The organism is Tardiphaga sp. (genome assembly GCF_044336785.1).
Taxonomy (GTDB): domain Bacteria; phylum Pseudomonadota; class Alphaproteobacteria; order Rhizobiales; family Xanthobacteraceae; genus Tardiphaga.
This window is the reverse complement of sequence record NZ_JBIIOT010000082.1, coordinates 1-22,680: the sequence shown is the minus strand read 5'-3', so window position 1 is coordinate 22,680 and position 22,680 is coordinate 1. Positions and strand designations below refer to the sequence as shown.

Sequence of the window (22,680 nt, the reverse complement as noted above, 5' to 3'; positions counted from 1 at the left end):
CAATCATATGTGAAGCTAACTACACTTAGCTGCCCTATGGAAAATATAGTTCGCGAACGAGTCCTTGAGATGTTGACGCATTCCACATTGAGCGAGATGATTCGCGTCGCAGGCGACGTTGATGAAGCCGGGATACCAACGTCGTGAGCGTAGCACGCGCGAGAGCCAAACCTGCCCCCGCACCTAATTCAGGAGACGGCATGTCGATAAACGAGACACTCTCTCCCGCTGCTCAGGAGCTGCGCTCTAGACGCAATGCGTTTGCCGAGCAGGTTGCAACAGCCGCTGGCTGGAAGCTGGATGGTGACGCGTTCAAAGCCGACGATGGCCTGTACGTCGTTCCGGTGGCTGAAGTGAAGGACTGGATCGGCCTTTGTGGCACGACCGATATCGACCTTGTCGCCAACGAGATCGCATCCCGGGGGACTTGGCTGCCGATGAGCGACGAAGCAAAAGGGGATGCTTGGGTCGTGATCAAGATCAACGGTCGCCCCTATCAGGCTTCATGGCATGAAGACCTCAGCATCTTCGTCCTCGAGTATTGCAATCGTGGTCACTGGGGACCGATTGCCGAGTGGATGCCTATCCCGGAAGAAGAATTCCCGATGGTTCCTCGCTGCCCTGTGTGCGGAGCGAAGGCCGACATCTCGACCATAAATCTGGCTATCACCTGCGAATGCGCTCACAGCTCTACGTGCTGCCGTCCGGAGATCGTGAACTACGACGTCGATCCGTGGTTCGACAACGAATTCATCAGGTCGGCTCGGTATGAGGTGGCGGCATGATCACCGAAGCCACAGCACGCTGCCCCGACTGCGGATCGCCGGCCGTGATCACGATGACCCTCAGGCCAATCGACGGAAGCCTTCCGATCGGACGCAGCAAGATCGGCATGAAGGTGGATACTACCCACACCGTCGTCTGTGATCACGCCGATGCGTGTCCGCGTCCGGAGATCGAGGACAACAATTGCGATCCTTGGTTCCGGAATCCATTTAGTCGCGCCGCTGCTGCGGAGCTGGAGGCCGATCGCCGAGAGTGCAGCCCGTTCCACCGGAAGCCATTGCTCGGCACCGCGTGGCAGGGCCCGGCCAAGCGGAGGCAGCGGGCATGACGGCTTTCAGCAAACAGCAGGAGATCATCCTGTCGGCGCTGGCGGCCGGGTATCGTGTCACGTTCCGCTACGACTGGACCGGCTTCTTCTCGATCGAGTGGCCATGCGGCATCTCCACCGTGGTCTACAAGAAAATTGACGACACCTTCTGGTGTCATCCGAAGGGCGTTTATGGTCTGGAGAGGAAGTCGATGCTGCCTGCGTCGGACTTCTTCACGTTCGGGGACTACGCGCTTGAGCGCGGATGGAATCGGGCGAAGGTTTCATTGAAGCCGGAGCATGTGGCGCTGGCCGAGACTGTTAGGGCCGAGCGCCTCGCCAAGCCTCTGACGGCGGCGGTGAGAGACGCGCTGCTGGTTGCCGGCGGTCCCGGCATCATGCAGTGGTCGGGCGACGGCGCATATTGCGGGTATCGTTACTGCGTCGCTCCAGACCTCGTAGAAGCGAAGAACGCATCGCGTCAGTTTCTTGCACCCGCCATCGAAGCGCTCGCCGAGCGCGACTGGCTGCTCCCGATCGATCGGATCGAAAGCGGGTACGACGTCGACGGCGTCTATCGATTGAACGGCGCCGGCATGGATGCGCTGGCGATGGTTGTCGCCAGGACGAGAAAGGTCGCCGCGTGATGTCCGGTATGTTCGCGGCCGGTGGGATCCAGCTCCTAAGCGATGATGGTTTCATCACGCGGATCGCAAGCGCCAAGGCAGCGTCGATTGAATACCTGCCGCCGGGGTACGGCTTCTCCATGATCGTCACCGACGCCGGCAATGTGAATCTGATCGACGCCATGATCCACGTCGAGCGCAATTTCCCGGACTGCGACCGGCGGCGTCGGAAGCGCGAGATGCGGAAAGCTCTCGCCAGGGCGCGAGCGGCCAAGACCATTGCAGAGCTGGAGGCAGCATGACGACGATATCAAGACAGCCCGTCAATTTCCCCGTCATCTCCACGCTCGCTGAGCTGGACGCCCTCGACGACGATGAGATTTTCGCCGGCTACACGGAAGCAAAGCCGACTGATCCGGAGCCGGGCGAGAACCGTGGCAAAGCGTACTGGCATGGCTGGTGCAATCGCCAGCGCGATGCCGGGGTGCTCGACTGGAATCCGATTCATGCGGATCTCGTTCACCAGTGCCGACTGCGCGAGGATGCGCTGCGCCCCGTCAAAGGACACGCTTGATGGTCGATCTCTCCCGCCGCAATCTCCTTATCGGATCCGCCGCCACCGCGGCAGTCGCTGCCATGCCGGCTGCGGCGATCGCTGCGGTCAAGGAAGCGCCGCTCGCTTTTATGGCTCCTGAATGGACGCCAGGACGTCATATCGCCATCGGCGAAATCGTCCGGATCAACGGCGTTCTTCACTGGTGCGCCGGCCACGTCACCGCGGACACCCCGTCGGAGAGAGACTCCAGGAATTTCTTGGAGCTCGCATCATGAAGCAAGTCCCCGCCCGCGTCGTCTCAACACCGCACGGGTATGCGATCGCTCGCGGCTACGTCGAATATTGCGACGGCATGCGTGTCTATGAAGACCAGGTCGTCGTCGGACCGTATGGCGAGCGCAAGGTGTCGCCCGGCTGGGTCGAAGTCGCTGGACAGAGGATGTCGTGATGTATCTGGATTTCAAGGTCAGCGACATTGTCACGCGCGACGGCTCTGATCGCCAGCGCGTCGTCGAGACGGACGGCCACAGCCCGCCGATGACGATCACGGTCGAATGCATTCGTGAGCCGGCGACCGACGAACTTTCTCCGGAGCCATGGTGCAAGCTGGGAGAGCGCGAATTCAACCTCGCGCGCCGGTACGGCTACGCCCATGACGCCATCGATGGTGAGTTCACTGTTATCGCTGGAAAGCTCGCAGCTCCGCACGGTGAGAGGATGTCGTGATGTATGAGTTTGCTTCAGAACGACTTTGCGAGGCAGAACAGGCGCTGCTGGCGAACGACTATCAAGGCTACGTCATGAGCATGCGGAACCTGAGGGCTGCAGGCTTCTATGATGTCGAGCCGCGTAATCAGGTGCAGCGCGACATGTTGAACATGTGCCCGTTGCCAATTGACCTCTACGCAAATCAGCTTGTGAAGCTGTGGCATCGAAGGGAATCGTTGAAAGCGGCGGCAGCGTGATGCCCCGCCCCCACGCCTGGCACCTTCAGTTCGACCGCGTCATCTGCCGCGCGTGCGGCGTCCCGCAGGCTGAGGACGACGGAGAGGCATGCAGCGGCGCCGCGAAGATCAGGCCAACGGCGACGATGCGGCTGCCTGCCGACCGATACGTGATCAATGAGGTCACAACGTTTCCCCCTGGGTTCGAGCGCATCGAGACGCCGGTGGTCTACCCGCCGACCGTAGGTTTGATGCCGGCCGGCTTAATCAAGATCTGGTCGTCCGAAGACGATCCGACCGCGTGGCGGCGGGCGTACGAATTTTGGAGCAAGTGATGCAGAGCTTGAAGCTCAACGGAATCGATACGATTGTCTCGGCGTTCGCGGATCTGCGTGATCGCGCCGCGAAGGTGTATCCACACGCGGCCGCCGGACGGCTGACGATGGGCGTCCGCATCCGAAATCTTCGGAAGGACCGCGGCCTCACGCTCGATGCCCTGGCCGCAAAGTCGGGATGCTCCAAGAGCTATCTGTGGGAGCTGGAGAAGCGACCGCACAACAGGCCGTCGGCAATGAAGCTGGCCGCGATCGCGCAGGCGCTCGGCGTGACCATCGATTACCTCCGCGGATGCGTCCCGCAGGCCGTCGGCGAAGACGAGGCATTCCTGCGGTTCTATCAGTCGCAGCCGCGGGCGATGCGTGCGAAGATCCGAGCCGTCGCGAAGGTGCTGGGGGAATGAGGGGACGGGGCGATCTATCACGCAAGCGACCGCTGCCGTTCGTCCACTATTCAGAGACGCCGATGGCGGCGCTTGGGAGTGTTAGTCAATTGCGACCGTCGGATGTCGGGCCTCTCGGTGCGAACTACCTACGCAAGCCTCGCGGTCTGTGGTTCGCCGAGGACGGTCAGTGGCAGAACAGTGCGGGAGGATGGCAGGGACCGCAGGCCTTCCGTCATCGATACGAAGTCACCTTCCTTCCGGAACTTGATCTCATCCGCCTGGAAACCCCCGAGCAATTCCACGACTTCGCCGATCTCTTTGCGGAGACGCACGACTATCGTGACTGCGACTTCATCCGCTGGCACGAAGTCGCCATGCTCGCCGACGGCATTCAAGTCGCCGTCGACGTCTACCAAGCCATAAAGTTCGGCAGGACCGGGTGGCTTTGGGATGGGACATCGCATCGGGATGCATCTGGAACGTCGAGAATATCACGTTGACCGACACCTCGAACGGACGCGAGATGCCGCGCGTGGCGGTCCATGAAAGGTGGCCGGCGGCCACGGCGGCATGATATCAAACCGCCACCACCGGGGGTCTCGCATGTACATTCCGCAATCGTGGCTGATCTCGGCCGCCATCTTTCTCGTTGTCGGCGGCTTCACCGTCTGGGGCTGGCTCACGCGGGCGAAGCTCGAGGGCATGGTCGAGATGATGAATGCCGTCATCAGACAGGTAAGCCCGCACTACGAGGGGATGGACCCGTTCCCCGAGGACCTCGGCCAGGCCTTCCTCAAGATGCGCGGCGACGTCGACACCGCCTGGTTCAACATGGGCCGCATCGCCGCCTTCAGAAAACACGCCGATGTCGTCGCCGCCCGCATGGCCGAGGCCTGTGTCGAGCAGGGTCGTCGGCAGGCGCTGCAGATGGGCGTCACCGATCCCGCGCGAGCTTCCTAGTGTTGCGCCACTTCGGATCCTTGCGGCTGCTGTCGTAGACCGGCACGCGCGGGTTCAACGCCTGCATCATGCCGATCCGTGCGAACTCGATGGGCCCGCCATTGTCGGCGGCCTGGATCAGGACGTGGACGGCGGTCTGCCACCGGATCTCGTCCTGCTCGGATTTCGGTAGTGTAGTGATGTAGGTGGCGGCATCGCGCAGCGTGACCAGAGGCTTCTGGCCGGCCACGGAGATCGGCTCAGGCAGCCTCTGGTCCCAGCTACTCATACGCAACTCCTACTGCCGACTCGATTCATTCGAGGCGATCTAGTTCCCGCCGCGACGCCGCACCTCGTCCAGGAGTGCCTGCATGTCCGAGAGATCCTCGTCGGTGACCCCGGAGCCGCCGAAGAACCGGTCGCCCCATGCCTTCTGGATACGCATGAACGCGATCGAGAAGGCGAAGTCGTCCAGGGTGCGGTTCTCGCGCTCGACACGGGCGTGCACGGCCGCCTGCATTATCGACTTCGCGGTCTCGGCGAGCGTTGCATTGAGCGCCGGCAAGTTGAAGAACGGGCCCACGTTGACGAGGTCGCTGTTCTGCCTCGTGAGGATGCCGAACCCGCGATAGGTCGGATGCGTGCCGAGCTCGCAGAGCTGGTTGTAGTCCTTGGCTCTCCGCAGGCCCTGGGCACCGTCCCGCTCGTCGAGTGCCGTCCGGATCTTCACCGCCGAAAACTTCTTGCGGCGCTCCTCTTCGGTGCACTGACGCCAGGCCGGGATCCGGTCGGGGAAGCTTCGGAAATAGTCCAGGAGAAAGGCCGTCTCCAGGATGTCGCGCAGGATCATGATGGCGCTCTGGTAGTATCCCGTCATGAGAAGGCGCATCGTCGAGGCGGCGCTGTTGAACATTCGGGCGGCCAGCATCTTCATGACGAGATCGTCCTCGTCCTTGTGCTCATGCTGCTTCGCCTCCTTGTCGAGCGTCGACATCGAGGCCTCGATCATGCGTGCATGCAAAAGCAGATCGGGCGACGCCTCGATGGCCGCCTTCGAAAGTGCTCGGATCTGATCCTCGCCGGCCGCCAGAAGATCGAAGTTCTCGGGGAGCGTGCTCATGTCGCGACCTTGAAAAGCGCGTAGCCTATGCAGAGAACGATGAACGCCGTCCATGCCAGGACAAGACCCCAACTCCGCTTCTTCGGCCCCGGGGAGAAACGTTTGTCGGCCTGCAGATCGTCCTGAGCGGTGCGGACCATATCCGATGCCCAGGACTGACCGGCTTTGTAGGCCGGAGTCTCTTCCGCGGCGACCGGCGTTGCGGGCTTTCCAGCTAAAGGCGGTATCTCCCTCCAACCGAACTGCTCAACCCGGCCGCGCTCCGATCGCGGCATGTCGGAAGGGTTTTCCGTCGGGACAAGGTGCCAATTCACGAAACCCGATTGGGGCTCATGCCAATCGTTCTCGGGCACCCAGAGATCGGTGTCGAGGATGATATCAAGTGCGGTGGCACGACCAGCCAGGAATGCTCCCTCGGCGTCTGCAAACGCCTCCTGGGTGACGTAGACCTCGACATAGAAGTGGTCCGCGTCGTCCGGCTTCGAGATTTCCCAGTCGTAAGGGAGGAAGCCGATCGTGCACTTCCATTCATGCTCCGAGCCCGGAGGCACCGCACGCACGGAGAACTCCATCTCTGTGGAGCGAAACTTCGATCCGGCCACCGCGATCGCATCACGTCGCTGGATGATGGCCGTCCCGCTGATGCGTCCAGTAACCTGCGCCTTGCCTTCATCCACGGAGTAGCCGCGATGGTAGACGAGATCTCGGACGTGAAGCGTCAGCGACCGGATCATGCCCCGAACGTAGACGTCTTTTTCGCCTTCGACATGTAGTTTGTTGTCGCGCATCGTCGCGCGTGGCAACTTCTTTTCGTCAGCCATGGTTTCCCCCTGCGGCATACACTATACCGCCGGCGGCTCCGGCGCGAAGGGGTCTCGGCGGGTCTTGGGCGCCAACTGCAGCAGCGTCGCCACCGGCCGCTTGCCGGCGCGCTTGCATTTCTCGCAGCGGAGACGTGTCGCGAGGTAGTGGACGCACGTCGTCGGCGGCGTCTTCAGCGCAGCCAGGTCGATGTCCCTGGGCGTCCTGCAGCGCGAGCACTCGATTTGCAGCCACGGGAATCCGCCGTTGACGGCCTGGTCCACCGTCGGCGAGGGATCGATCGGCTCGCCGTCCGCCCACATGCGTTCGTTCCAGCTCTCGCACGACAGCTTGTCGGCCTCGCGGAGCATCGCCTCGGCGCGAGCGCGCAGGTCCTCGGATTGTCGCGCCAGCATCATCGTCACGCCGCGAGATTTCATCAGCTCCTTCTTGAGAGCCTTGCGGTCGCCGCCGGACAGTGGAGTGGGATGATATTTCGGTGCCATCGCGAAATCAGAATTTCCCCTGAAGTCATATTTTGCGACCACGATGGAGGGCGAAAAATATGACTATTGGCGATAAAGCCCAGCAACATCAGCGCTCCGAAAAATCGGGTGCGTAAATACCAAAACGCTAAGTGCGAACGATGTCCGGCCAGCAGCCGTCGTCGTCGCGGGATCCGGTCCGGCTCATGCAGCCCTGCTCGAGCAACTTCCGCCCGACGTCGCGCGTCGGTGCCTGGCCGCCGTAGAGCTTGATGGCGTCGGAGACGGTGACCTCGACGATCCGAAAGCAGCGCAGGCACTCGAAGCGGATGGCCTCGCGCCGTGCGTCCGCGAGGCGGCGCGGTCGGGATGACGGCGGCGGGCGAGTGGCCTCGGCACGCGGGTCGGCCAGGACGGCGTCCCAGTAGCTGTCCGGCATCGGATCGGCCGGGCCTATGGCGTACGTAGTATGTACACCATCGCTAATTCCTTGCTTTTGCTGGGCGGCGCGGGACATGTTGCGGGCCGTCTCCTCGGCGCGGGCCTGCTTCTCGGTGGGGAACCGCCAGTCGGCTACGCGTCGTCCTGCCATTGTCATCACCTCGTGGATGAGAACAATTAGAGAACAGATCGCGGAAGAGTCAACGAGGAACTCTAGACAGATCGGGGCGAAACTGACGCCAGGCTTGAATCGTCCAACGATTCAAGCGAGCGGCCATCCATCAGAAAGGCCGCGGCCGCGGCGTCCAGTTCGGAAGCTCGACGACGAGATCCTCGATGAAGCCGGCGTTCTCCGACATCCCGACGCCGCGCGCGTAGCCGCGGGGATTGCAGACGATGCGGGTCTCGCCGACTTCGTAGTCGTGGGTGTCGTGGACGTGGCCGTGCAGCCAGAGTGGCGGCCGAAACTCATCGATGACCGCAGTGAGGTCGCTGACAAAGCTGGCGTTCAGCGCGCCGGTTGAAACGTATCTGGGATGCAGTGACCCTGGATGCGGGGCGTGGTGGGTGACGACAACGGTCGGTCCGTCGTGCTCTTCGGCCAGGCGATCGATCAGCCACCGACGCTCACCCCAGTGTCGGCGAAAAGCCTCCTTCGGCGTGAAGGGTCGCGGGAAATCGCCGCCGTCGGCGGTGGTGATGAAGCGGTGGTCGTTGATGTATGTGCCGGCGTGGAGGCCTTCGAGCTGGGTCCGGGACATGAACATGTAGTCTGTCCAGAGCGTGCAGCCGATGAAGCGCACGCCGTCGAAGACCGGCACCTCATCGGCATCTAGAAACGTCACGTTCGTCCCGCGGCACGCTCCGCGGATCAGCGACGCCACGTCTTGCAGCAGGCCGCGATAGAATTCGTGGTTGCCTGCGACCAAAATCACCGGCTTGTCGCGCAGGGCCTTCTGACCAAGGAGCCAATCGACGGCTGCCGGTCCGCGGCCGATGTCACCGGCGAACACCGCGACGTCGAAGTCGAGGCCGTCGGGCACGTCGTAGCCGTGCGGGCCCATCTCGCCGTGGAGATCTGATGCGGTGAAGATTTTCATGGCCACAGTGTCAGGGCTGCGCCTGCAAGCTCAAAGCAGAAAGAGCAGGTCCGGAACGCCCAACCGTTTGTACAAAATTTGTACACAGCCCATATGCGCAGAAGGCCCGCTCGATGGCGGACCTTCTAAGTCATTGATATCTCTATCGAATTCTTGGTAGCGAGGAGTGGACTCGAACCACCGACCCCAGGATTATGATTCCCGTGCTCTAACCAGCTGAGCTACCCCGCCACAGGGTCACGACGGCCAAAATGCCGCGTCGCGAACGGGCCGCTTATAGGGACGGGGAGGACGCCCTGTCAAGCAAGGCGACCACCGAAAATCCGCTTTTCCGCCATTCGGTTAGCTGGTCTCCGGCAGAGCGCCGATTACGGCGCTCTGCCAACGGCTTGAGAGCCCTCGGTCGCACCCTAACCGCCGTCAAAGGCCTTTTGCAGCGCGGCCATATCGAGCTTGATCATGCCCATCATGGCGGCCATGGCCCGCTTGGCGCCCTCGCCATTCTCGCTGGCGAGCAGTTCCGTAAAGCCATTGGGGACGATCTGCCACGGCACGCCCCAGCGGTCGTTGATCCAGCCGCAGGCGTTTTCCTTGCCGCCATTGGCCAGAATGGCGTCCCAGACACGATCGACCTCGGCCTGATCCTCGCAATGGATGGTGAAGGACACGGCCGTGCTGAAGGTAGCGGGGCTGCCGCCATTGAGGCCGATGAAGCTCTGGCCAGCCAGCGTGAAGCCGACGACCAGCACATGGCCGGCCTTGCCGCCGGGATAATCAATGGGTGCGCGCTGCACACGGTCGATGGAGGAATTCGGCACCAGCGAGCAGTAGAATTTTGCGGCCTCTTCGGCCTCGGTTTCGTACCAGATGCAAGGGGAAATCTTCGACATCGCGCGTCCTCCGCTCAGCTCGCCATCGCGGCTTCGGCGGCCGCCATGTCCATCCACATCACTTCCCAGATATGGCCGTCCGGGTCTTCATAGCTGCGGCCATACATGAAGCCGAAATCCTGGGTCGGGGTCGGATCCGGCGTGCCGCCGGCATCCGTCGCCTTCTTCACCAGCGCATCAATCTCGTCGCGGCTGTCGGCGGAGATGCAGATCAGCACCTCGCTCGATGTCTTCGCATCGACGATCGTTTTCGAGGTGAACTGCTTGTACTTGTCGTGTGTCAGCAGCATCGCATGGATGGTGTCGGAGAACACCATGCAGGCGGCGGTATCGTCGGAGAATTGCGGGTTCTTGGTCGCGCCGACCGCCTCATAGAAGGCAACCGCGCGGGGCAGGTCGCTGACCGGCAGGTTCACGAAGATCATCTTGGGCATGTTGTTTTCCTCGCATGATGTGGTGTCGTCCCAAGGACGAAGCTGGCGATATCGATCCGACATGGTGCCGACATTTTTTATGGCGGCATTTTCAATGCGACAGCCGCCGCCTTTCCACCATGACGTACAAGGTCATGCGGACGGTATGTCGCATGCGCGTTGCACCATCGGAATTGCGACGGCGGGCAAATCATCGTTCATTGCCAACACGGCAGCGATACGACGGAAGACGCACTTTCCGACACGGATTTAGACGTTACACTGCCGTCACAACAAAGGTCCGGTCATGAGCCGCGGCCGCCAAGAGATAAAAGAGGGAGAGAATTCATGCTGCAGCGCAGTCGCTTTGCATTTTCCAGTCGTCTTGCATTTTCATTGTCTGTCGCCATGGCCGCCGCCGCGATTGCCACGCTCGGCACGGCCACCATTGTCCGCGCACAGGAATATCCGACCAAGCCGATCACGCTGATCGTGCCATGGCCTGCCGGCGGCTCCACCGACATCTCGATGCGCGCCATTGCGGATGCGGCGTCGAAACATCTCGGCCAGCCCATCGCCATCGACAACAAAGGCGGCGGTGGCGGCACGGTCGGCCCCGCGACCATGGCGGCGACGGCGAAGCCGGATGGTTACACCATCTCGCAGATTCCGATCACGGTGTTCCGCCTGCCATTGATGCAGGAAGTGTCGTGGAATCCCGACAAGGATTTTTCCTACATCATCCATCTCACCGGATACACCTTCGGCATCACGACGAATGCGGACTCGCAGTTCAAGACCTGGAAGGACGTGGTCGATTTCGCCAAGGCCAATCCGGGCAAGGTGACCTATGCGACGCCGGGCACCGGCACTTCGTTGCATGTGGGCATGGAGCAGATCGCGGCACTGGCCGGCATCAAGTTGACCCAGGTGCCGTTCAAGGGCGGCGCCGAGACCAACGCGGCGGTGCTCGGCAATCACACCATGCTGCAGGCGGATTCCACCGGCTGGCGACCGCTGGTCGATGCCGGCAAGCTGCGTCTCCTGATGGTGTGGACCGACAAGCGCTCGCCGAATTTCCCGGATGCGCCGACGCTGAAGGAGAGCGGCTATCCGATGGTGTATGACTCGCCATTCGGCATTGCCGGGCCAAAGGGCATGGACCCGAAGATCGTCGCCAAGCTGCATGATGCGTTCAAGAAGGCGATCGAGGATCCGGCCGTCGTCGCGACGCTGGCGAAATATGACATGGTGCCGAATTACAAGAACACCGAGGACTACAAGAAGTTCGTGGTCGAGGTGACGGCGTCGGAGCGCAAGGTGATCGACAGCATCGGGCTCGCGAAGAAGTAGGGCACTTGCTTGGTTCACCTCTCCCCTCCGGGGAGAGGTCGCTGCGCGAAGCGCGGCGGGTGAGGGGGCTTCCACAAGCGACGTCGCCCGCGGCCTCACCCTAGCCCTCTCCCCGGAGGGGAGAGGGGACCTGTCCGAGCACTCGGCTTCGATCTCATTCAATCAGCCTTCCGAAAGCTCCTCCATGGCCTCCACCACCCGTCCTCCCTTCCGTCTCAACAATTCCGAATTCTGGACCGGGGTGATCGGCCTTGGGCTTGGCGTGTTCGTGATCCGCTCCGGGCTCAAATTGAAGCTCGGCACCATCAATGATCCGGGCTCCGGCTTCATGCTGTTCTATATAGGCATCCTGATGTGCGCGTTCGCCGTCACCATCGTCCTGGCATCGGTGACGGAAGGCGGCCCGACCTTCGGCTCGCGCTGGGAGGATGCGCGCTGGAGCAAGCCGGTGCTGATCATCGCGTGCCTGATCGCTTATGCGTTTGCATTGGAGCCGCTCGGCTTTCTGATCGCGACCATTCCGTTGATGCTGCTCTTGTTGCGCATCATCGATCCTGTGCGCTGGACACTGGCCGTGCCGCTGGCGGTGCTGGCGCCTGTCGGTGTGTGGTGGGTGCTCAAGCATGGTCTGGCGATCATGCTGCCCACTGGCACCTTCGAGATCGGTTGAGGGAGCGGCATCATGGACGTTCTCGCCAACGTATTTCACGGCTTCGGTGTGGCGCTGCTGCCGGTCAATCTGCTGTATTGTTTCATCGGCGTCTTCATCGGCACGCTGGTCGGCGTGCTGCCGGGCATCGGTCCGATTTCGGCAATGTCGCTGCTGCTGCCGGTGACGCTGTCCGGCACGCCGGAGTCGGGCATCATCATGATGGCGGGCATCTATTACGGCTCCATGTATGGCGGCTCCACCACATCGATCCTCGTCAATATCCCCGGCGAGGCGGCGTCGGTCGTCACCTGTATCGACGGCCACCAGATGGCGAAGAAAGGCCGCGCAGGTCCCGCGCTCGGGATTTCCGCGCTGGGCTCCTTCATTGCCGGCACCTTTGCGCTTGTCGCCTTGATGCTGGTCGCGCCTTCGCTGGCGGCTGTCGCGATTGCCTTCGGGCCGGCCGAATATGCCAGCCTGATGGTGCTCGGCCTTGTGGTGCTCACCTTCCTCACGCAGGGCTCGATGGCCAAGGCGCTGCTGATGGCCTGCATCGGCATCGTGCTCGGCCTTGTCGGCCTCGACAGCATTACCGCGCAACCACGTCTCACCTTTGGCCGTATCGAACTGATCGACGGCATTGGCCTTGTGCCGGTCGTGATGGGCCTGTTCGGTCTCGCCGAAGTGCTGCTCAACACCGAGCAGGCGATCAAGCGCGAGATCATCAATGCGAAGATCACGCAATTGCTGCCGAACAAGGAAGACTGGAAACGCAGCGCCGGTCCGATCGGACGCGGCACTGTTCTCGGCTTCTTCCTCGGCATTCTGCCCGGCGGTGGCGCCGTGGTCGCGTCCTTCGCGTCCTATGCGCTGGAGAAACGTCTTGCGAAGAAGCCCGAGGAATTCGGGCATGGTGCCATCGAAGGCGTCGCCGGTCCGGAAGCCGCGAATAACGCCGCCGCCGGCGGCGCGTTCATTCCGCTGATGACGCTCGGCATCCCGCCGAATGTGGTGATGGCGCTGCTGCTTGGCGCTTTCGTCATTCACGGGCTGCAGCCCGGACCGCTGCTCATCACACAGAATCCGACATTGTTCTGGGGCATCGTCGCCAGCATGTATATTGGTAACGCGATGTTGCTGGTGCTGAACCTGCCGCTGATCGGCATGTGGGTGAAGCTGCTGAAACTGCCTTACAATGTGTTGTTCCCACTGATCGTGCTGTTCACCATCATCGGCGTCTATTGCAGCAGCAACAATGTGTTCGACGTCTATGTGATGGTCGCCTTCGGCATCATCGGCTACTTCATGCGCAAGTTCGGCTATGAGCCAGCGCCGCTGGTGCTGGCCTTCGTGCTCGGTCCGCTGCTCGAGAACAATCTGCGCAAGTCGTTGATCCTGTCGCAGGGCGATCTCATGACTTTCGTCGAACGTCCAATTTCCGCGGCTTGTCTGGTTCTTGCGGTGATCCTGCTGATCGCGCCGCTGTTGCCGGCGCTGCGTCGGAAGCGGGAGATGGTGGCGCTGGATGAGGGCGCGTAATCGGCCAGCTTGCCTTAGGCGTGGAACTGGATAGAACATCTGCACGCTCGCTTGTTTGCGAGCTGAACTGCCTGCGATGCCGCAGGCTGGTCCATCGTGGTCAACGGTGATCGCGCGTCAATTTTGCCTGCGCGTTTCCGGTTCTCCTCGATGATGACATCCGAAAGCCCTAAAGGGGCGTTGGCGCAGCCGCGCCGTGGCTTCCGATTGTTTACACCCATCCTCGCTGGCGCGAGCCTGCGCGAGCGCATGCTGGCGTGTGTTGGCGCACTGGTGGGCATCGCACTGACCGGGATGATCTGCCGCTTCGTGCTCGGTGATCACACAAGCCTGCCACTGATCGTGGCGCCACTCGGCGCGTCAGCGGTACTGCTATTCGCCGTTCCCGCCAGCCCTCTGGCGCAGCCGTGGTCGATCATCGGCGGCAACACGATCTCGGCTTTTATCGGCGTCATCGTTGCGCATTTCGTCCGTGATCCCATTCTCGCGATCGGCTTCGGCGTATCGATCGCCATCGCGGCCATGTCCTTCGCGCGCTGTCTGCATCCACCGGGCGGTGCGACGGCGCTGACAGCCATTATCGGTGGTCCGGCGGTGACATCGGCGGGCTTTCTGTTTCCGTTCGTTCCTGTCGGCCTGAACTCGCTGCTCTTGGTTGCGCTCGGCCTGATGTTTCACAAGGTGTCGCGCCACACCTATCCGCATCGCGCGAGCGCGCCGCCGCCGAATATGCATGGGACTGCGGATATCAGCCCCGAATTGCGGGTCGGCTTCAAGCCAGAGGATATCAGCAAGGCGCTCGAAGTCCTGAAAGAGAGTTTCGATATTAGCCCCGAGGATCTCGACAGCCTGTTGCGGCAGGTCGAGCTACAGGCGCTGCTGCGGACCCACGGCAATGTCGCGTGTGAAGACATCATGTCGCGCGATGTCGTGACGGTGGGCGTGTGGGACAAGGTCGAACTCGCGCAGACACGACTACTCAAGCACAATGTGCGGACGCTGCCCGTGATCGACCGGCAGGGGCATCTCGTCGGCACCATTGGTCTGCGTGAAATTCTCGACAAGGCAGGCGATATGAGTGTGCGGATGTCGCCTGCATCCACGGCGTCGGCGCAAACCCCTGCGATCGCCCTGTTGCCGACGCTGACCGATGGCCGCACCCATGCGGTCATCGTCATCGACAATGATCGGACCATTGCCGGCCTGATCACGCAGACCGATCTGCTTGCGGCCATCGCGAAGCTCATTCCTGTGAACGCGTGAGTGGCGTGACGGTATAGTGTGATGGGGCTGGTCAGGCCTGCTATTTCGACCAATTGTAAGTTTCCCAAGCGAAATCACCTTGGGTGCGACCGCGTAATTGATTTAGTGACAAAGGTTCACGCTCAGCCAAATTGACGCCAAGCCTTTGACCGCCGCCGCTTCCTCATCAAATCCCAGCGAAAGACTGACCCTGCTGTCGGGGGCGCTCGTCGTGTCTGCGGGCGTGCAGAGTTTTGATCAACCGAAGCGGGTGAATGCGACGCTGCCGGCCGGCGTGAAGATCGTGTTGCTGCTCAGCGGCAGGTTGCAGATCGCGGTGGGCGAGGGCGCCGGTCGCGAGATCTGTGGCCCTGCGGCGCTGGTGATCCGTTCGCCGAATGGCGCGCCGCGCGACCAGGTTTTTGCCGCTGATGTGCCGGTGCGCTACGTGATCGTCCAGATGCAGGAAGGGCTCGTCAGCGCCGAGATGGCGCAGGCGATGGCGGCGTCTTTCGAGGCCACGCGCGCATCGGCCGATCAGGACGCGTTCCTGATGTCCTGCTCCGCCGGCCATGCGCTGCAAGCGCTGTCGGCGCAGATCATGAATTGCCCGATCCGTGGTGCCGAGCGCGAGCTTTATCTCGGCGGCAAGGCCATGCAGCTTGCGGCGCTCGCGATTTCCTCCTGTCTCAGCCAGGCCAGCGCGCCGCAGGCATTGCAATTGTCGTCGCGCGATTTCGATCGGATCCGGCAGGCGCGGGAATTGTTGATCGAGGCCATGCAGCAGCCGCCGTCGCTTGAGGGTCTGGCGCTGCAGGTGGGGCTCAATGTCCGCAAACTCAGCGATGGTTTTCGTCGGGTCTATGGGGCTACGGTGTTCGGCTTCCTGCAGGAATACCGGCTGGAGCAGGCCTATAAGCTCATCGCTTCCGGCGAGATGAGCGTGTCGGAAGCCGCATATCACGTCGGCTACGGCGCGGCGCATTTCGCGACGATTTTCCGCAAGCGCTTCGGCATTTCCCCGAGCAGCTTACGCTAGCCGAGCCTGCGGCAGTTTATAGGTCTCCTAACCCTGAGCAAAAGCGAGAGTCCGGCAAACGAAAGTCGGCGCCTATCTCGCCCCGGCCCTGCATGCCAAGAGACGATGGCGCCAGACCGGGGACTTTATCTGGCGCCACCAGGATTTCACGGGGATCACCGACACATGACGACACAATTGCGCTGGAGCCGATTGCTCCATGTCTCGCCACTCGCTCTGGCGCTTCCGTTCGTCGATGCCACGTCGTTGCTGGCCCAGCAGGCAACCAGTTCAACGCTCCCGTCAGTGACGGTGGATGCTCCGGCAGCGCGCACCGTACGCGCCGCACCGAAGCAGCGCGCAGCCCGTACGGCCGCTCCCGCGCGCCGTGCGGCCGTGACGCCGCCGCCGGCCGTCGAGGCTTCCGCGCGCGAGACCGCGCGTGGTCCGGTGCGCGGCATCGTCGCCAGCCGTACCAGCACGGGCAGCAAGACGGATTCGTCCATCCTTGCGACGCCACAGTCGATCTCGGTGGTGACGCGCGAGCAGATCCAGCAGCAGGGCGCGCGCACGGTGGCCGAAGCGCTGCGTTATGAGCCTGGCGTGATCTCGGAAAGCCGCGTCGGCGATCGCTTCGACAACGTGTTCATCCGCGGCTTCGGTGGCTTCGGTGGCGCTGCCAATTATCTGCATTTCTGGGACGGCCTGCGTCTGCCGCGCGGCGTCTCCTATGCGATGCCATCGGTCGATCCGTTCCTGCTGGAGCGCGTCGAGATCCTGCGCGGCCCCGCATCGGTGCTGTACGGGCAGAACAATCTCGGTGGCATGGTCAATCTGATCAGCAAGAACCCGACCGCGACCCCGCAGGGCGAGATCTTCACCCGTTTTGGCAATAACAATCGCGTCGAGGGCGGCTTCGATGTCAGCGGGCCGCTGACCAAAGACGGCGACCTGATGTATCGCCTGATCGGTCTCGGCCGCCACACCGATACCGATGTGAACAATACCACCAGCGAACGCCAGATGATCGCGCCGACCATCACCTGGCGGCCATCGCAGGATACCTCGTTGACCGTGCGCGCCAGCTACACCAAGGACCCGTCGAGCTATCAGCCGAACTGGCTGCCGGCCCTTGGCACGCTGCAGACCAATCCGAACGGCCAGATCCCACGCAATTTCTTCTCCGCGCACCCGAACCTGAACACCTATTCGCGTGAACAGACCTCGGTCGGCTACGAGTTCGAGCATCACTTCAACGAGACCTGGGCAGTGCGCCAGAACTTCCGCTACATGGAAGTGACGAGCGACTTCAAGGCGGCGCCGGTGTCGAACTCCGCACCGTTCGGAGCTGGCTCGACGTGCGGCGCAGGCACCACGGCCAATCTGTGCCTCGTACGCACGACCACGAATTATCTGGAACAGCTGAAGGCCGCTGCGATCGACAACCAGGCGGAAGCGAAATTCGTGACCGGCTGGCTCGAGCACACCGTGTTGATGGGTCTCGATTACCAGAAGTCGTCGGCCACGGCCCGTTTTGGCAATGGCACCGCGACCAATATCAATTACCTGAATCCGAACTACGGTACGGTGACAGTGCCGCCGCTGACCACGCAGACCGTGATCGATCGCGAACAGGCCGGCCTTTACCTTCAGGATCAGGTCCGCATCGGAAAGCTTAACGTGGTGGCCGGTGTCCGTCATGACTGGTCCAATGGCTCCAACCAGCAGAGCACCATCGCGTCCGGAGCGGTCACCAGCACCATCCGCCCATCCGATCAGGCCACGACCTGGCGCGTCGGTGCGACCTATCTGTTTGACAATGGCTTCGCGCCCTATGCGAGCTATTCGACATCGTTCGAGCCGAGCGTGACGGTGGGTACTGATTACACCGGCACGGCATTCAAGCCGACCACGGGCGAACAGTATGAAGTCGGTCTGAAGTATCAGCCGATCGGCATGAATGGCTTCTTCATGCTGTCCTATTTCGACATCACGCAAAGCAATGTGCTGACGACGGATACGGCGCGTGTATCGACGGCATTTCCGCTTTGCACGGCCGCCAGCGGCTATTGCCAGATCCAGCAGGGTGAAGTGCGCTCGAAGGGCATCGAACTGTCGGGCAAGATCACGCTGCAGCCGGGCCTCGACGTGATTGCCGCCTATTCGCACACGGATATCGACATCACCAAAAGCACGCAGATCGTGAGCGGCATCTCGCTGCAGGGCAAGAAGCCGGTCGGAGCTGCTGCAGACACGGCTTCGCTGTGGATGGATTACACGTTCCAGAGCGGCCCGCTGGCCGGCTTCGGTTTCGGCGGTGGCGTGCGCTATGTCGGCTCGTCCTATGGTGACAATATCAACAGCGCGGCCATGATCGTGCCAGCTTATACGCTCGGCGATCTCGCCGCGCACTACGATCTGGCCGGTGCGTCGCCGCAGCTCAAGGGCTGGAAGCTGGCGGTCAACATGACCAACATCACCGACAAGACCTACGTGTCCGGCTGTGCGTCGTCTGCCCAGTGCTTCTATGGCAATGGCCGGACCACGCTGGGGACGGTCCGCTATCAGTGGTAAGTGAGTTGATCCGGCATCGGCTTGAGGTCGATGCCGGATCATGCGAGCCCAACAGCCAGCAAAGCGATGCGTGTATGCCGAATGTGATGCTGCCTGGTGCCAGTGTTCGCGACGTGATGTCGAAGACAGGGCGCGACTACCGCATTTTCATCTGGCAGCCGGCGACCGGCCAGCTGCGGGGCAAAATGCCTGTCGTCTATCTCCTGGATGGCAACGGCACCTTTCCGATCGCGGCGGCTGCGACGGCGCTGCAGTCGCGCCGGCCCGAGCGCACCGGCGTGCGACCGGCGATCGTGGTCGGCATCGGCTATCCCACCACGCTGTGGCTCGATGCAGAACGCCGCACCTATGACTACACGCCGCCGGTGCCGGAAGAGGCGCTGCCACAGCGCCCGGATCGCGGCGGCTGGAGCCGCACCGGCGGGGCGGATCAATTTCTCGATTTCATCGCCGATGAATTGCAGCCGATGATCGCGGCCGAGTTCGATGCCGATCCCGACCAGAGCGCGCTGTTCGGTCATTCCTTCGGCGGGCTGTTCGTGTTGCATACGCTGTTCACGCGGCCGGCGCTGTTCCGGAACTATGCAGCGGCGAGTCCCTCGATCTGGTTCGGCGGCGATCACCTGATGCAGGCCAAGGCGCGCTTTAAGGCAACGCAACCGGTGGAGCCGACGCGGCGGCTGCTGGTCACGGTCGGCAGCCTCGAACAGGCCGAAGCGCAATCCGGCGATGGATCGTCTGCCGATTACGATTCGTGGATTCGGCGTAACAAGATGGTAGAGAATGCGAAGGGGCTCGCATCCGATCTCGCAACCTTGGATCCGGCGGCGCTGGCCGTGACCTATAAGGAATTCGAGGGTGAGAACCACGCATCAGTGCTGCCAGCGGCGATCAGCCGGGCACTGCGATTCTCGCTGATGTCAGGCGCATGATGACCTTCATGAATATGCGATCCGTGATAGCTGGCCTTGCCGGATGTATCGCCGGCGCGTGGCTGGCGATGATGCCTGCATTGGCGGAGCCGGTGACGGTGACCGACATCACCGGACGTACGGTCACATTGGCGCAGCCGGCGCAGCGGATTCTGCTGGCCGAAGGACGGCAGATCCTGGGCCTGTCGCTGCTGCATCCCGATCCGGTCAGCCTGATCGCGGGATGGCTCGGCGATTTCCGCCGCAATGACAGCGAGAGCTATGCGCTCTATCGCGCAAAATTTCCGGCCATCGACGACATTCCCGTGCTGGGCATGGGCAATGATGGTTCGTTTTCGGTGGAGAAAGCGATCGCCATCAAGCCGGATATCGCCGTGCTCGGCACCAGTTTTGCGCCGGGCGGCCGCAGCAACGATGTGGCGCGGCAACTGGAAGCCGCCGGCATCCCAGTGGTGTTCACGGATTTCTTCATCAATCCGTTCGACAACACCGTTCCCAGCATGCGCATCCTCGGCCGCGTGACGGGACGCAACAAGCAGGCCGAGGATTATGTCGCCTTTTACGAGGCACATATGAAGCGGATCGCGGAGCGTGTTGCGGCATCGGGCATGAGGCGGCCGAGCATCCTGTTCGAGACCCATGCCAGTACATCCGATTGCTGCCACTCGCTCGGTGCAGCCAATCTCGGCCGTTTCATTTCATTCGCCGGCGGTGACAGCATTTCGGCCGAGGTTTCCAAAGGACCATCGGCGCAGCTCGGTCTGGAATATGTTATCGCCAAAAATCCTGAGATTTATGTGGGCACCGGTGGCGCGCATCTGAAGGCGACGGGCGGGCTGGTGATCGGGCCTGGCTTCGATGCTGCGACGATCCAGGGTCGCCTAGCCGCCGTGGTCGCACGGCCAGGCTTTGCGGAGTTGCGCGCCGTGCGCGAGAAGAATGTGCATGGCCTGTTCCACAACATCATGTCGACGCCGCTCAATCTTCTGGCCGTCGAAGCGCTCGCGCGCTGGCTGCATCCGCAGGCGATGACCGATATCGATCCGAATGCGACCATGGCGGAGATCAACAAGCGCTTTCTCGCGGTGCCGATGAGCGGCATCTATTGGGTCGATCTCAAGTGACGGAGACTGCGACTGCACGTGCGGCAACAGCGTATCAACGCGTCGTGCGTCGGCGCGTGGTATTTCTGCTCGTGCTCGCGCTGACAAGCCTCGTTGCCTTCGCAATTGATCTCGGCACCGGCCCGTCCAGCCTCGGCCTGATCGATGCCGTGCGCGGCATCTTGGATGGCAGCACATTGTCCGGGGCGCAGCGCGCGATCCTGTGGGAGGTGCGACTGCCGCAGGCGCTGCTCGCGGTGCTGGTCGGGCTCGCGCTGGCGACGGCGGGCGCGGAGATGCAGACCATTCTCGGCAATCCGCTGGCGAGCCCGTTCACCCTCGGCGTGTCCTCGGCAGCGTCATTCGGCGCGGCGCTGGCCATCGTGCTGGGCATCGGTATTCCCGGCGTGCCGCAGAACTGGATCATCTCGGCCAATGCGTTCGTGTTCTCCTTCATCGCCGTCGTCGTGCTGCAGTCGGTGGTGCGGATGCGCGGCTCCGGGACTGACATCCTTGTTCTGTGCGGTATCGCGCTGTTCTTCACCTTCAACGCGCTCGTAGCCCTGACGCAGTTTCTCGCCAGCCAGCAGGCGCTGCAGCAGCTCGTGTTTTGGATCATGGGTAGCCTCTCCCGTGCGAGCTGGGAGAAGGTGCGGTTGTTGGCGCTTGTCGCCGTGATCGCCCTGCCATTCGCACAGCGAGCCGCCTGGCCGATGATGGCGCTGCGGCTCGGCGAGGATCGCGCGCGCAGCCTCGGCATCAACATCACGCAGCTGCGCTTCATGTCGCTGCTGCGCATCAGCATTCTCACGGCCACCGCCATGGCCTTTGTCGGCACCATCGGCTTTGTCGGGCTTGCCGGGCCCCATATCGCGCGGCTGCTGATCGGCGAAGATCATCGCTTCTTCCTGCCGGCCAGCGCGTTGACAGGCGCGATCATCATGTCACTCGCTTCGGTCGCCAGCAAAAGCATCATCCCCGGCGTTATCATCCCCATCGGCATCGTCACCGCTTTGATCGGATTGCCGGTGTTCTTCTCGCTGATCTTCAGTAGGCGAGGGGCCGTATGAGCGCTCCCACGCTGGATATCAGCACGCTCTCGGCCGGCTATGGCGCACGCAAGGTGCTCCGCGACCTGACGCTGCCGCCAATTGCGGGCGGGCAGGTCACCGCGCTGGTGGGGCCGAACGGCGCCGGCAAGACGACGCTGCTGCGGGCAATTGCCGGACTCGTTCCTGCCAGCGGCGCGATTCGCTTCGGCACAGAGGATCTGCTTGCCGCATCGGCACAACGGCGTTCGGCGGTGATGGCCTTCATGCCGCAATTCCTGCCGCAGCGGATGTCGCTCAGCGTGGTTGAGGCCGTCATCAGCGCATTGCGCGCATCGCCACCTTCCAACACGACATGGAGTGCCGACGGCTTTCGCGATGCGTCGCTCGACGTGCTGGCGCGGCTTGGTATTGTTGATCTCGCATTGAATGCATTCGACCAGCTCTCCGGCGGTCAACGTCAGCTCGCCAGCCTCGCGCAGGCGCTGGTCCGTCAGCCGAAGCTGTTGTTGTTGGACGAGCCGACCAGTGCGCTTGATCTCCGGCACCAGTTGCAGGTGATGCAGATCGTGCGCGAGGTCGCGTCAGCTGGCACGACGGTGATCGCGGTGCTGCACGACTTGCAGGCTGCGGCGCGCTGGGCCGACAATGTCGTCGTCATGAAAGACGGCGCGCTCTACAGCAGCGGTGCGGCGTCAGACGCGATCACGTCGGCGATGTTGCGCGAGGTCTATGGGCTCGACGGAGTGGTCGAGCGCACATCGACGGGCGAGCTGCATATCGGCGGATATGCGCTGCGGCCGTGACAGGCACGGCCGCACGCCCGGCGTTCAAATGCCAGTGCTGGATTCCAGGCGCTCATTGAGCTTCTGATCGACCACATCCACCGTACGATCGATATTCGCATTGGTCATCCCAAGCTGATGCGAGATCAGCTTGACCAGCAGATCGACACGCTCGATGAAGGGCGCACCGGCAGCCACCGCACGCGCGGCCGATGACGGTTTGAGGAGGCTCTCCGCCGCCTTGGCATATTTTGCGAACGGCACCTGATCCTCGGGATCGGCGCCCAGCTTCCGCGCGATGGCG

General features: G+C 62.4%; 31 protein-coding genes, 1 tRNA gene and 1 pseudogene. 23 read left to right on the top strand and 10 right to left on the bottom strand.

The window, feature by feature from the left end; genetic code table 11:
• Nucleotides 1–200 precede the first annotated feature (200 nt).
• From ACIQ2A_RS19995 to ACIQ2A_RS19935, 13 genes are all read left to right on the top strand, one after another.
• Nucleotides 201–785, top strand: coding sequence for a hypothetical protein (locus ACIQ2A_RS19995; RefSeq protein ID WP_398482543.1), 585 nt, complete (start codon nucleotides 201–203; stop codon nucleotides 783–785).
• On the top strand, nucleotides 782–1,114 hold the full coding sequence (locus ACIQ2A_RS19990) for a hypothetical protein (protein ID WP_398482541.1): 333 nt from the start codon (nucleotides 782–784) through the stop codon (nucleotides 1,112–1,114). The genes ACIQ2A_RS19995 and ACIQ2A_RS19990 overlap by 4 nt, the downstream gene beginning before the upstream one ends.
• On the top strand, nucleotides 1,111–1,740 hold the full coding sequence (locus ACIQ2A_RS19985; protein WP_398482539.1) for a hypothetical protein: 630 nt from the start codon (nucleotides 1,111–1,113) through the stop codon (nucleotides 1,738–1,740). The genes ACIQ2A_RS19990 and ACIQ2A_RS19985 overlap by 4 nt, the downstream gene beginning before the upstream one ends.
• On the top strand, nucleotides 1,740–2,021 hold the full coding sequence (locus tag ACIQ2A_RS19980; protein WP_398482537.1) for a hypothetical protein: 282 nt from the start codon (nucleotides 1,740–1,742) through the stop codon (nucleotides 2,019–2,021). The genes ACIQ2A_RS19985 and ACIQ2A_RS19980 overlap by 1 nt, the downstream gene beginning before the upstream one ends.
• Nucleotides 2,018–2,293 (top strand): hypothetical protein, encoded by a 276-nt coding sequence (locus ACIQ2A_RS19975; RefSeq protein ID WP_398482535.1) that lies wholly within the window; start codon nucleotides 2,018–2,020, stop codon nucleotides 2,291–2,293. Before ACIQ2A_RS19980 ends, ACIQ2A_RS19975 begins: the two co-directional genes overlap by 4 nt.
• Nucleotides 2,293–2,550, top strand: coding sequence for a hypothetical protein (locus ACIQ2A_RS19970; RefSeq protein ID WP_398482533.1), 258 nt, complete (start codon nucleotides 2,293–2,295; stop codon nucleotides 2,548–2,550). Before ACIQ2A_RS19975 ends, ACIQ2A_RS19970 begins: the two co-directional genes overlap by 1 nt.
• Entirely contained in the window at nucleotides 2,547–2,723 is a 177-nt protein-coding gene (locus tag ACIQ2A_RS19965; RefSeq protein ID WP_398482530.1) for a hypothetical protein, read from the top strand. The genes ACIQ2A_RS19970 and ACIQ2A_RS19965 overlap by 4 nt, the downstream gene beginning before the upstream one ends.
• A complete protein-coding gene (locus ACIQ2A_RS19960) occupies nucleotides 2,723–3,001 on the top strand; it encodes a hypothetical protein (protein WP_398482528.1) in 279 nt (92 codons plus the stop codon). Before ACIQ2A_RS19965 ends, ACIQ2A_RS19960 begins: the two co-directional genes overlap by 1 nt.
• The gene (locus tag ACIQ2A_RS19955) at nucleotides 3,001–3,240 is read left to right on the top strand and encodes a hypothetical protein (protein ID WP_398482526.1); all 240 of its coding nucleotides are present in this window, start codon (nucleotides 3,001–3,003) and stop codon (nucleotides 3,238–3,240) included. The genes ACIQ2A_RS19960 and ACIQ2A_RS19955 overlap by 1 nt, the downstream gene beginning before the upstream one ends.
• Complete coding sequence (locus ACIQ2A_RS19950; RefSeq protein ID WP_398482524.1) at nucleotides 3,240–3,554, top strand: hypothetical protein; 315 nt, start codon at nucleotides 3,240–3,242, stop codon at nucleotides 3,552–3,554. Before ACIQ2A_RS19955 ends, ACIQ2A_RS19950 begins: the two co-directional genes overlap by 1 nt.
• Entirely contained in the window at nucleotides 3,521–3,958 is a 438-nt protein-coding gene (locus tag ACIQ2A_RS19945; protein ID WP_398482522.1) for a helix-turn-helix domain-containing protein, read from the top strand. Before ACIQ2A_RS19950 ends, ACIQ2A_RS19945 begins: the two co-directional genes overlap by 34 nt.
• A 62-nt stretch (nucleotides 3,959–4,020) precedes the next feature.
• The gene (locus ACIQ2A_RS19940; protein WP_398482520.1) at nucleotides 4,021–4,440 is read left to right on the top strand and encodes a hypothetical protein; all 420 of its coding nucleotides are present in this window, start codon (nucleotides 4,021–4,023) and stop codon (nucleotides 4,438–4,440) included.
• Nucleotides 4,441–4,543: 103 nt separating this feature from the next.
• A complete protein-coding gene (locus tag ACIQ2A_RS19935) occupies nucleotides 4,544–4,900 on the top strand; it encodes a hypothetical protein (protein WP_398482518.1) in 357 nt (118 codons plus the stop codon).
• Here the strand turns inward: ACIQ2A_RS19935 and ACIQ2A_RS19930 are convergent.
• The 9 genes from ACIQ2A_RS19930 to ACIQ2A_RS19890 form a co-directional block, all read right to left on the bottom strand.
• Nucleotides 4,875–5,168 (bottom strand): hypothetical protein, encoded by a 294-nt coding sequence (locus ACIQ2A_RS19930; RefSeq protein ID WP_398482516.1) that lies wholly within the window; start codon nucleotides 5,166–5,168, stop codon nucleotides 4,875–4,877. The genes ACIQ2A_RS19935 and ACIQ2A_RS19930 overlap by 26 nt on opposite strands.
• Before the next feature lie 39 nt (nucleotides 5,169–5,207).
• Nucleotides 5,208–5,999: a hypothetical protein gene (locus ACIQ2A_RS19925; protein WP_398482514.1), complete on the bottom strand. Its 792-nt coding sequence runs from the start codon at nucleotides 5,997–5,999 to the stop codon at nucleotides 5,208–5,210.
• Nucleotides 5,996–6,820: a hypothetical protein gene (locus ACIQ2A_RS19920; protein ID WP_398482512.1), complete on the bottom strand. Its 825-nt coding sequence runs from the start codon at nucleotides 6,818–6,820 to the stop codon at nucleotides 5,996–5,998. Before ACIQ2A_RS19920 ends, ACIQ2A_RS19925 begins: the two co-directional genes overlap by 4 nt.
• Nucleotides 6,821–6,841: 21 nt before the next feature.
• Nucleotides 6,842–7,306: a hypothetical protein gene (locus ACIQ2A_RS19915; protein ID WP_398482510.1), complete on the bottom strand. Its 465-nt coding sequence runs from the start codon at nucleotides 7,304–7,306 to the stop codon at nucleotides 6,842–6,844.
• 127 nt (nucleotides 7,307–7,433) lie between these two features.
• On the bottom strand, nucleotides 7,434–7,877 hold the full coding sequence (locus ACIQ2A_RS19910; RefSeq protein WP_398482508.1) for a hypothetical protein: 444 nt from the start codon (nucleotides 7,875–7,877) through the stop codon (nucleotides 7,434–7,436).
• A 130-nt stretch (nucleotides 7,878–8,007) separates the two neighbouring features.
• Complete coding sequence (locus ACIQ2A_RS19905; protein ID WP_398482506.1) at nucleotides 8,008–8,826, bottom strand: metallophosphoesterase; 819 nt, start codon at nucleotides 8,824–8,826, stop codon at nucleotides 8,008–8,010.
• A 154-nt stretch (nucleotides 8,827–8,980) separates the two neighbouring features.
• A tRNA-Met gene (locus ACIQ2A_RS19900) sits at nucleotides 8,981–9,057 on the bottom strand.
• Between the two features lie 179 nt (nucleotides 9,058–9,236).
• Nucleotides 9,237–9,716, bottom strand: a complete 480-nt coding sequence (locus tag ACIQ2A_RS19895) for a VOC family protein (protein WP_398482504.1) — start codon at nucleotides 9,714–9,716, stop codon at nucleotides 9,237–9,239.
• Between the two features lie 14 nt (nucleotides 9,717–9,730).
• A complete protein-coding gene (locus ACIQ2A_RS19890; RefSeq protein WP_398482502.1) occupies nucleotides 9,731–10,150 on the bottom strand; it encodes a VOC family protein in 420 nt (139 codons plus the stop codon).
• A gap of 387 nt (nucleotides 10,151–10,537) precedes the next feature.
• On the opposite strand from ACIQ2A_RS19890, the gene ACIQ2A_RS19885 reads away from it, so the two are divergent.
• The 10 genes from ACIQ2A_RS19885 (at nucleotide 10,538) to ACIQ2A_RS19840 (ending at nucleotide 22,397) form a co-directional block, all read left to right on the top strand.
• The gene (locus tag ACIQ2A_RS19885; RefSeq protein ID WP_398482547.1) at nucleotides 10,538–11,482 is read left to right on the top strand and encodes a tripartite tricarboxylate transporter substrate binding protein; all 945 of its coding nucleotides are present in this window, start codon (nucleotides 10,538–10,540) and stop codon (nucleotides 11,480–11,482) included.
• Nucleotides 11,483–11,666: 184 nt separating this feature from the next.
• Nucleotides 11,667–12,152: a tripartite tricarboxylate transporter TctB family protein gene (locus ACIQ2A_RS19880; RefSeq protein WP_398482500.1), complete on the top strand. Its 486-nt coding sequence runs from the start codon at nucleotides 11,667–11,669 to the stop codon at nucleotides 12,150–12,152.
• A gap of 12 nt (nucleotides 12,153–12,164) precedes the next feature.
• Entirely contained in the window at nucleotides 12,165–13,673 is a 1,509-nt protein-coding gene (locus ACIQ2A_RS19875; protein ID WP_398482498.1) for a tripartite tricarboxylate transporter permease, read from the top strand.
• Nucleotides 13,674–13,826: 153 nt separating this feature from the next.
• Nucleotides 13,827–14,936, top strand: a complete 1,110-nt coding sequence (locus ACIQ2A_RS19870) for an HPP family protein (RefSeq protein ID WP_398482545.1) — start codon at nucleotides 13,827–13,829, stop codon at nucleotides 14,934–14,936.
• Nucleotides 14,937–15,147: 211 nt separating this feature from the next.
• Entirely contained in the window at nucleotides 15,148–15,954 is an 807-nt protein-coding gene (locus tag ACIQ2A_RS19865; RefSeq protein WP_398482496.1) for a helix-turn-helix transcriptional regulator, read from the top strand.
• A gap of 165 nt (nucleotides 15,955–16,119) precedes the next feature.
• A complete protein-coding gene (locus tag ACIQ2A_RS19860; protein WP_398482494.1) occupies nucleotides 16,120–18,507 on the top strand; it encodes a TonB-dependent siderophore receptor in 2,388 nt (795 codons plus the stop codon).
• 74 nt (nucleotides 18,508–18,581) lie between these two features.
• Entirely contained in the window at nucleotides 18,582–19,439 is an 858-nt protein-coding gene (locus ACIQ2A_RS19855) for an alpha/beta hydrolase (RefSeq protein WP_398482492.1), read from the top strand.
• A gap of 8 nt (nucleotides 19,440–19,447) precedes the next feature.
• Entirely contained in the window at nucleotides 19,448–20,563 is a 1,116-nt protein-coding gene (locus tag ACIQ2A_RS19850; protein WP_398482490.1) for an ABC transporter substrate-binding protein, read from the top strand.
• Nucleotides 20,545–21,612, top strand: coding sequence for a FecCD family ABC transporter permease (locus tag ACIQ2A_RS19845; protein WP_398482488.1), 1,068 nt, complete (start codon nucleotides 20,545–20,547; stop codon nucleotides 21,610–21,612). Before ACIQ2A_RS19850 ends, ACIQ2A_RS19845 begins: the two co-directional genes overlap by 19 nt.
• On the top strand, nucleotides 21,609–22,397 hold the full coding sequence (locus ACIQ2A_RS19840; RefSeq protein WP_398482486.1) for an ABC transporter ATP-binding protein: 789 nt from the start codon (nucleotides 21,609–21,611) through the stop codon (nucleotides 22,395–22,397). The genes ACIQ2A_RS19845 and ACIQ2A_RS19840 overlap by 4 nt, the downstream gene beginning before the upstream one ends.
• Nucleotides 22,398–22,421: 24 nt before the next feature.
• Here the strand turns inward: ACIQ2A_RS19840 and ACIQ2A_RS19835 are convergent.
• Nucleotides 22,422–22,680: pseudogene (locus ACIQ2A_RS19835) on the bottom strand (hypothetical protein); the annotation flags it as partial.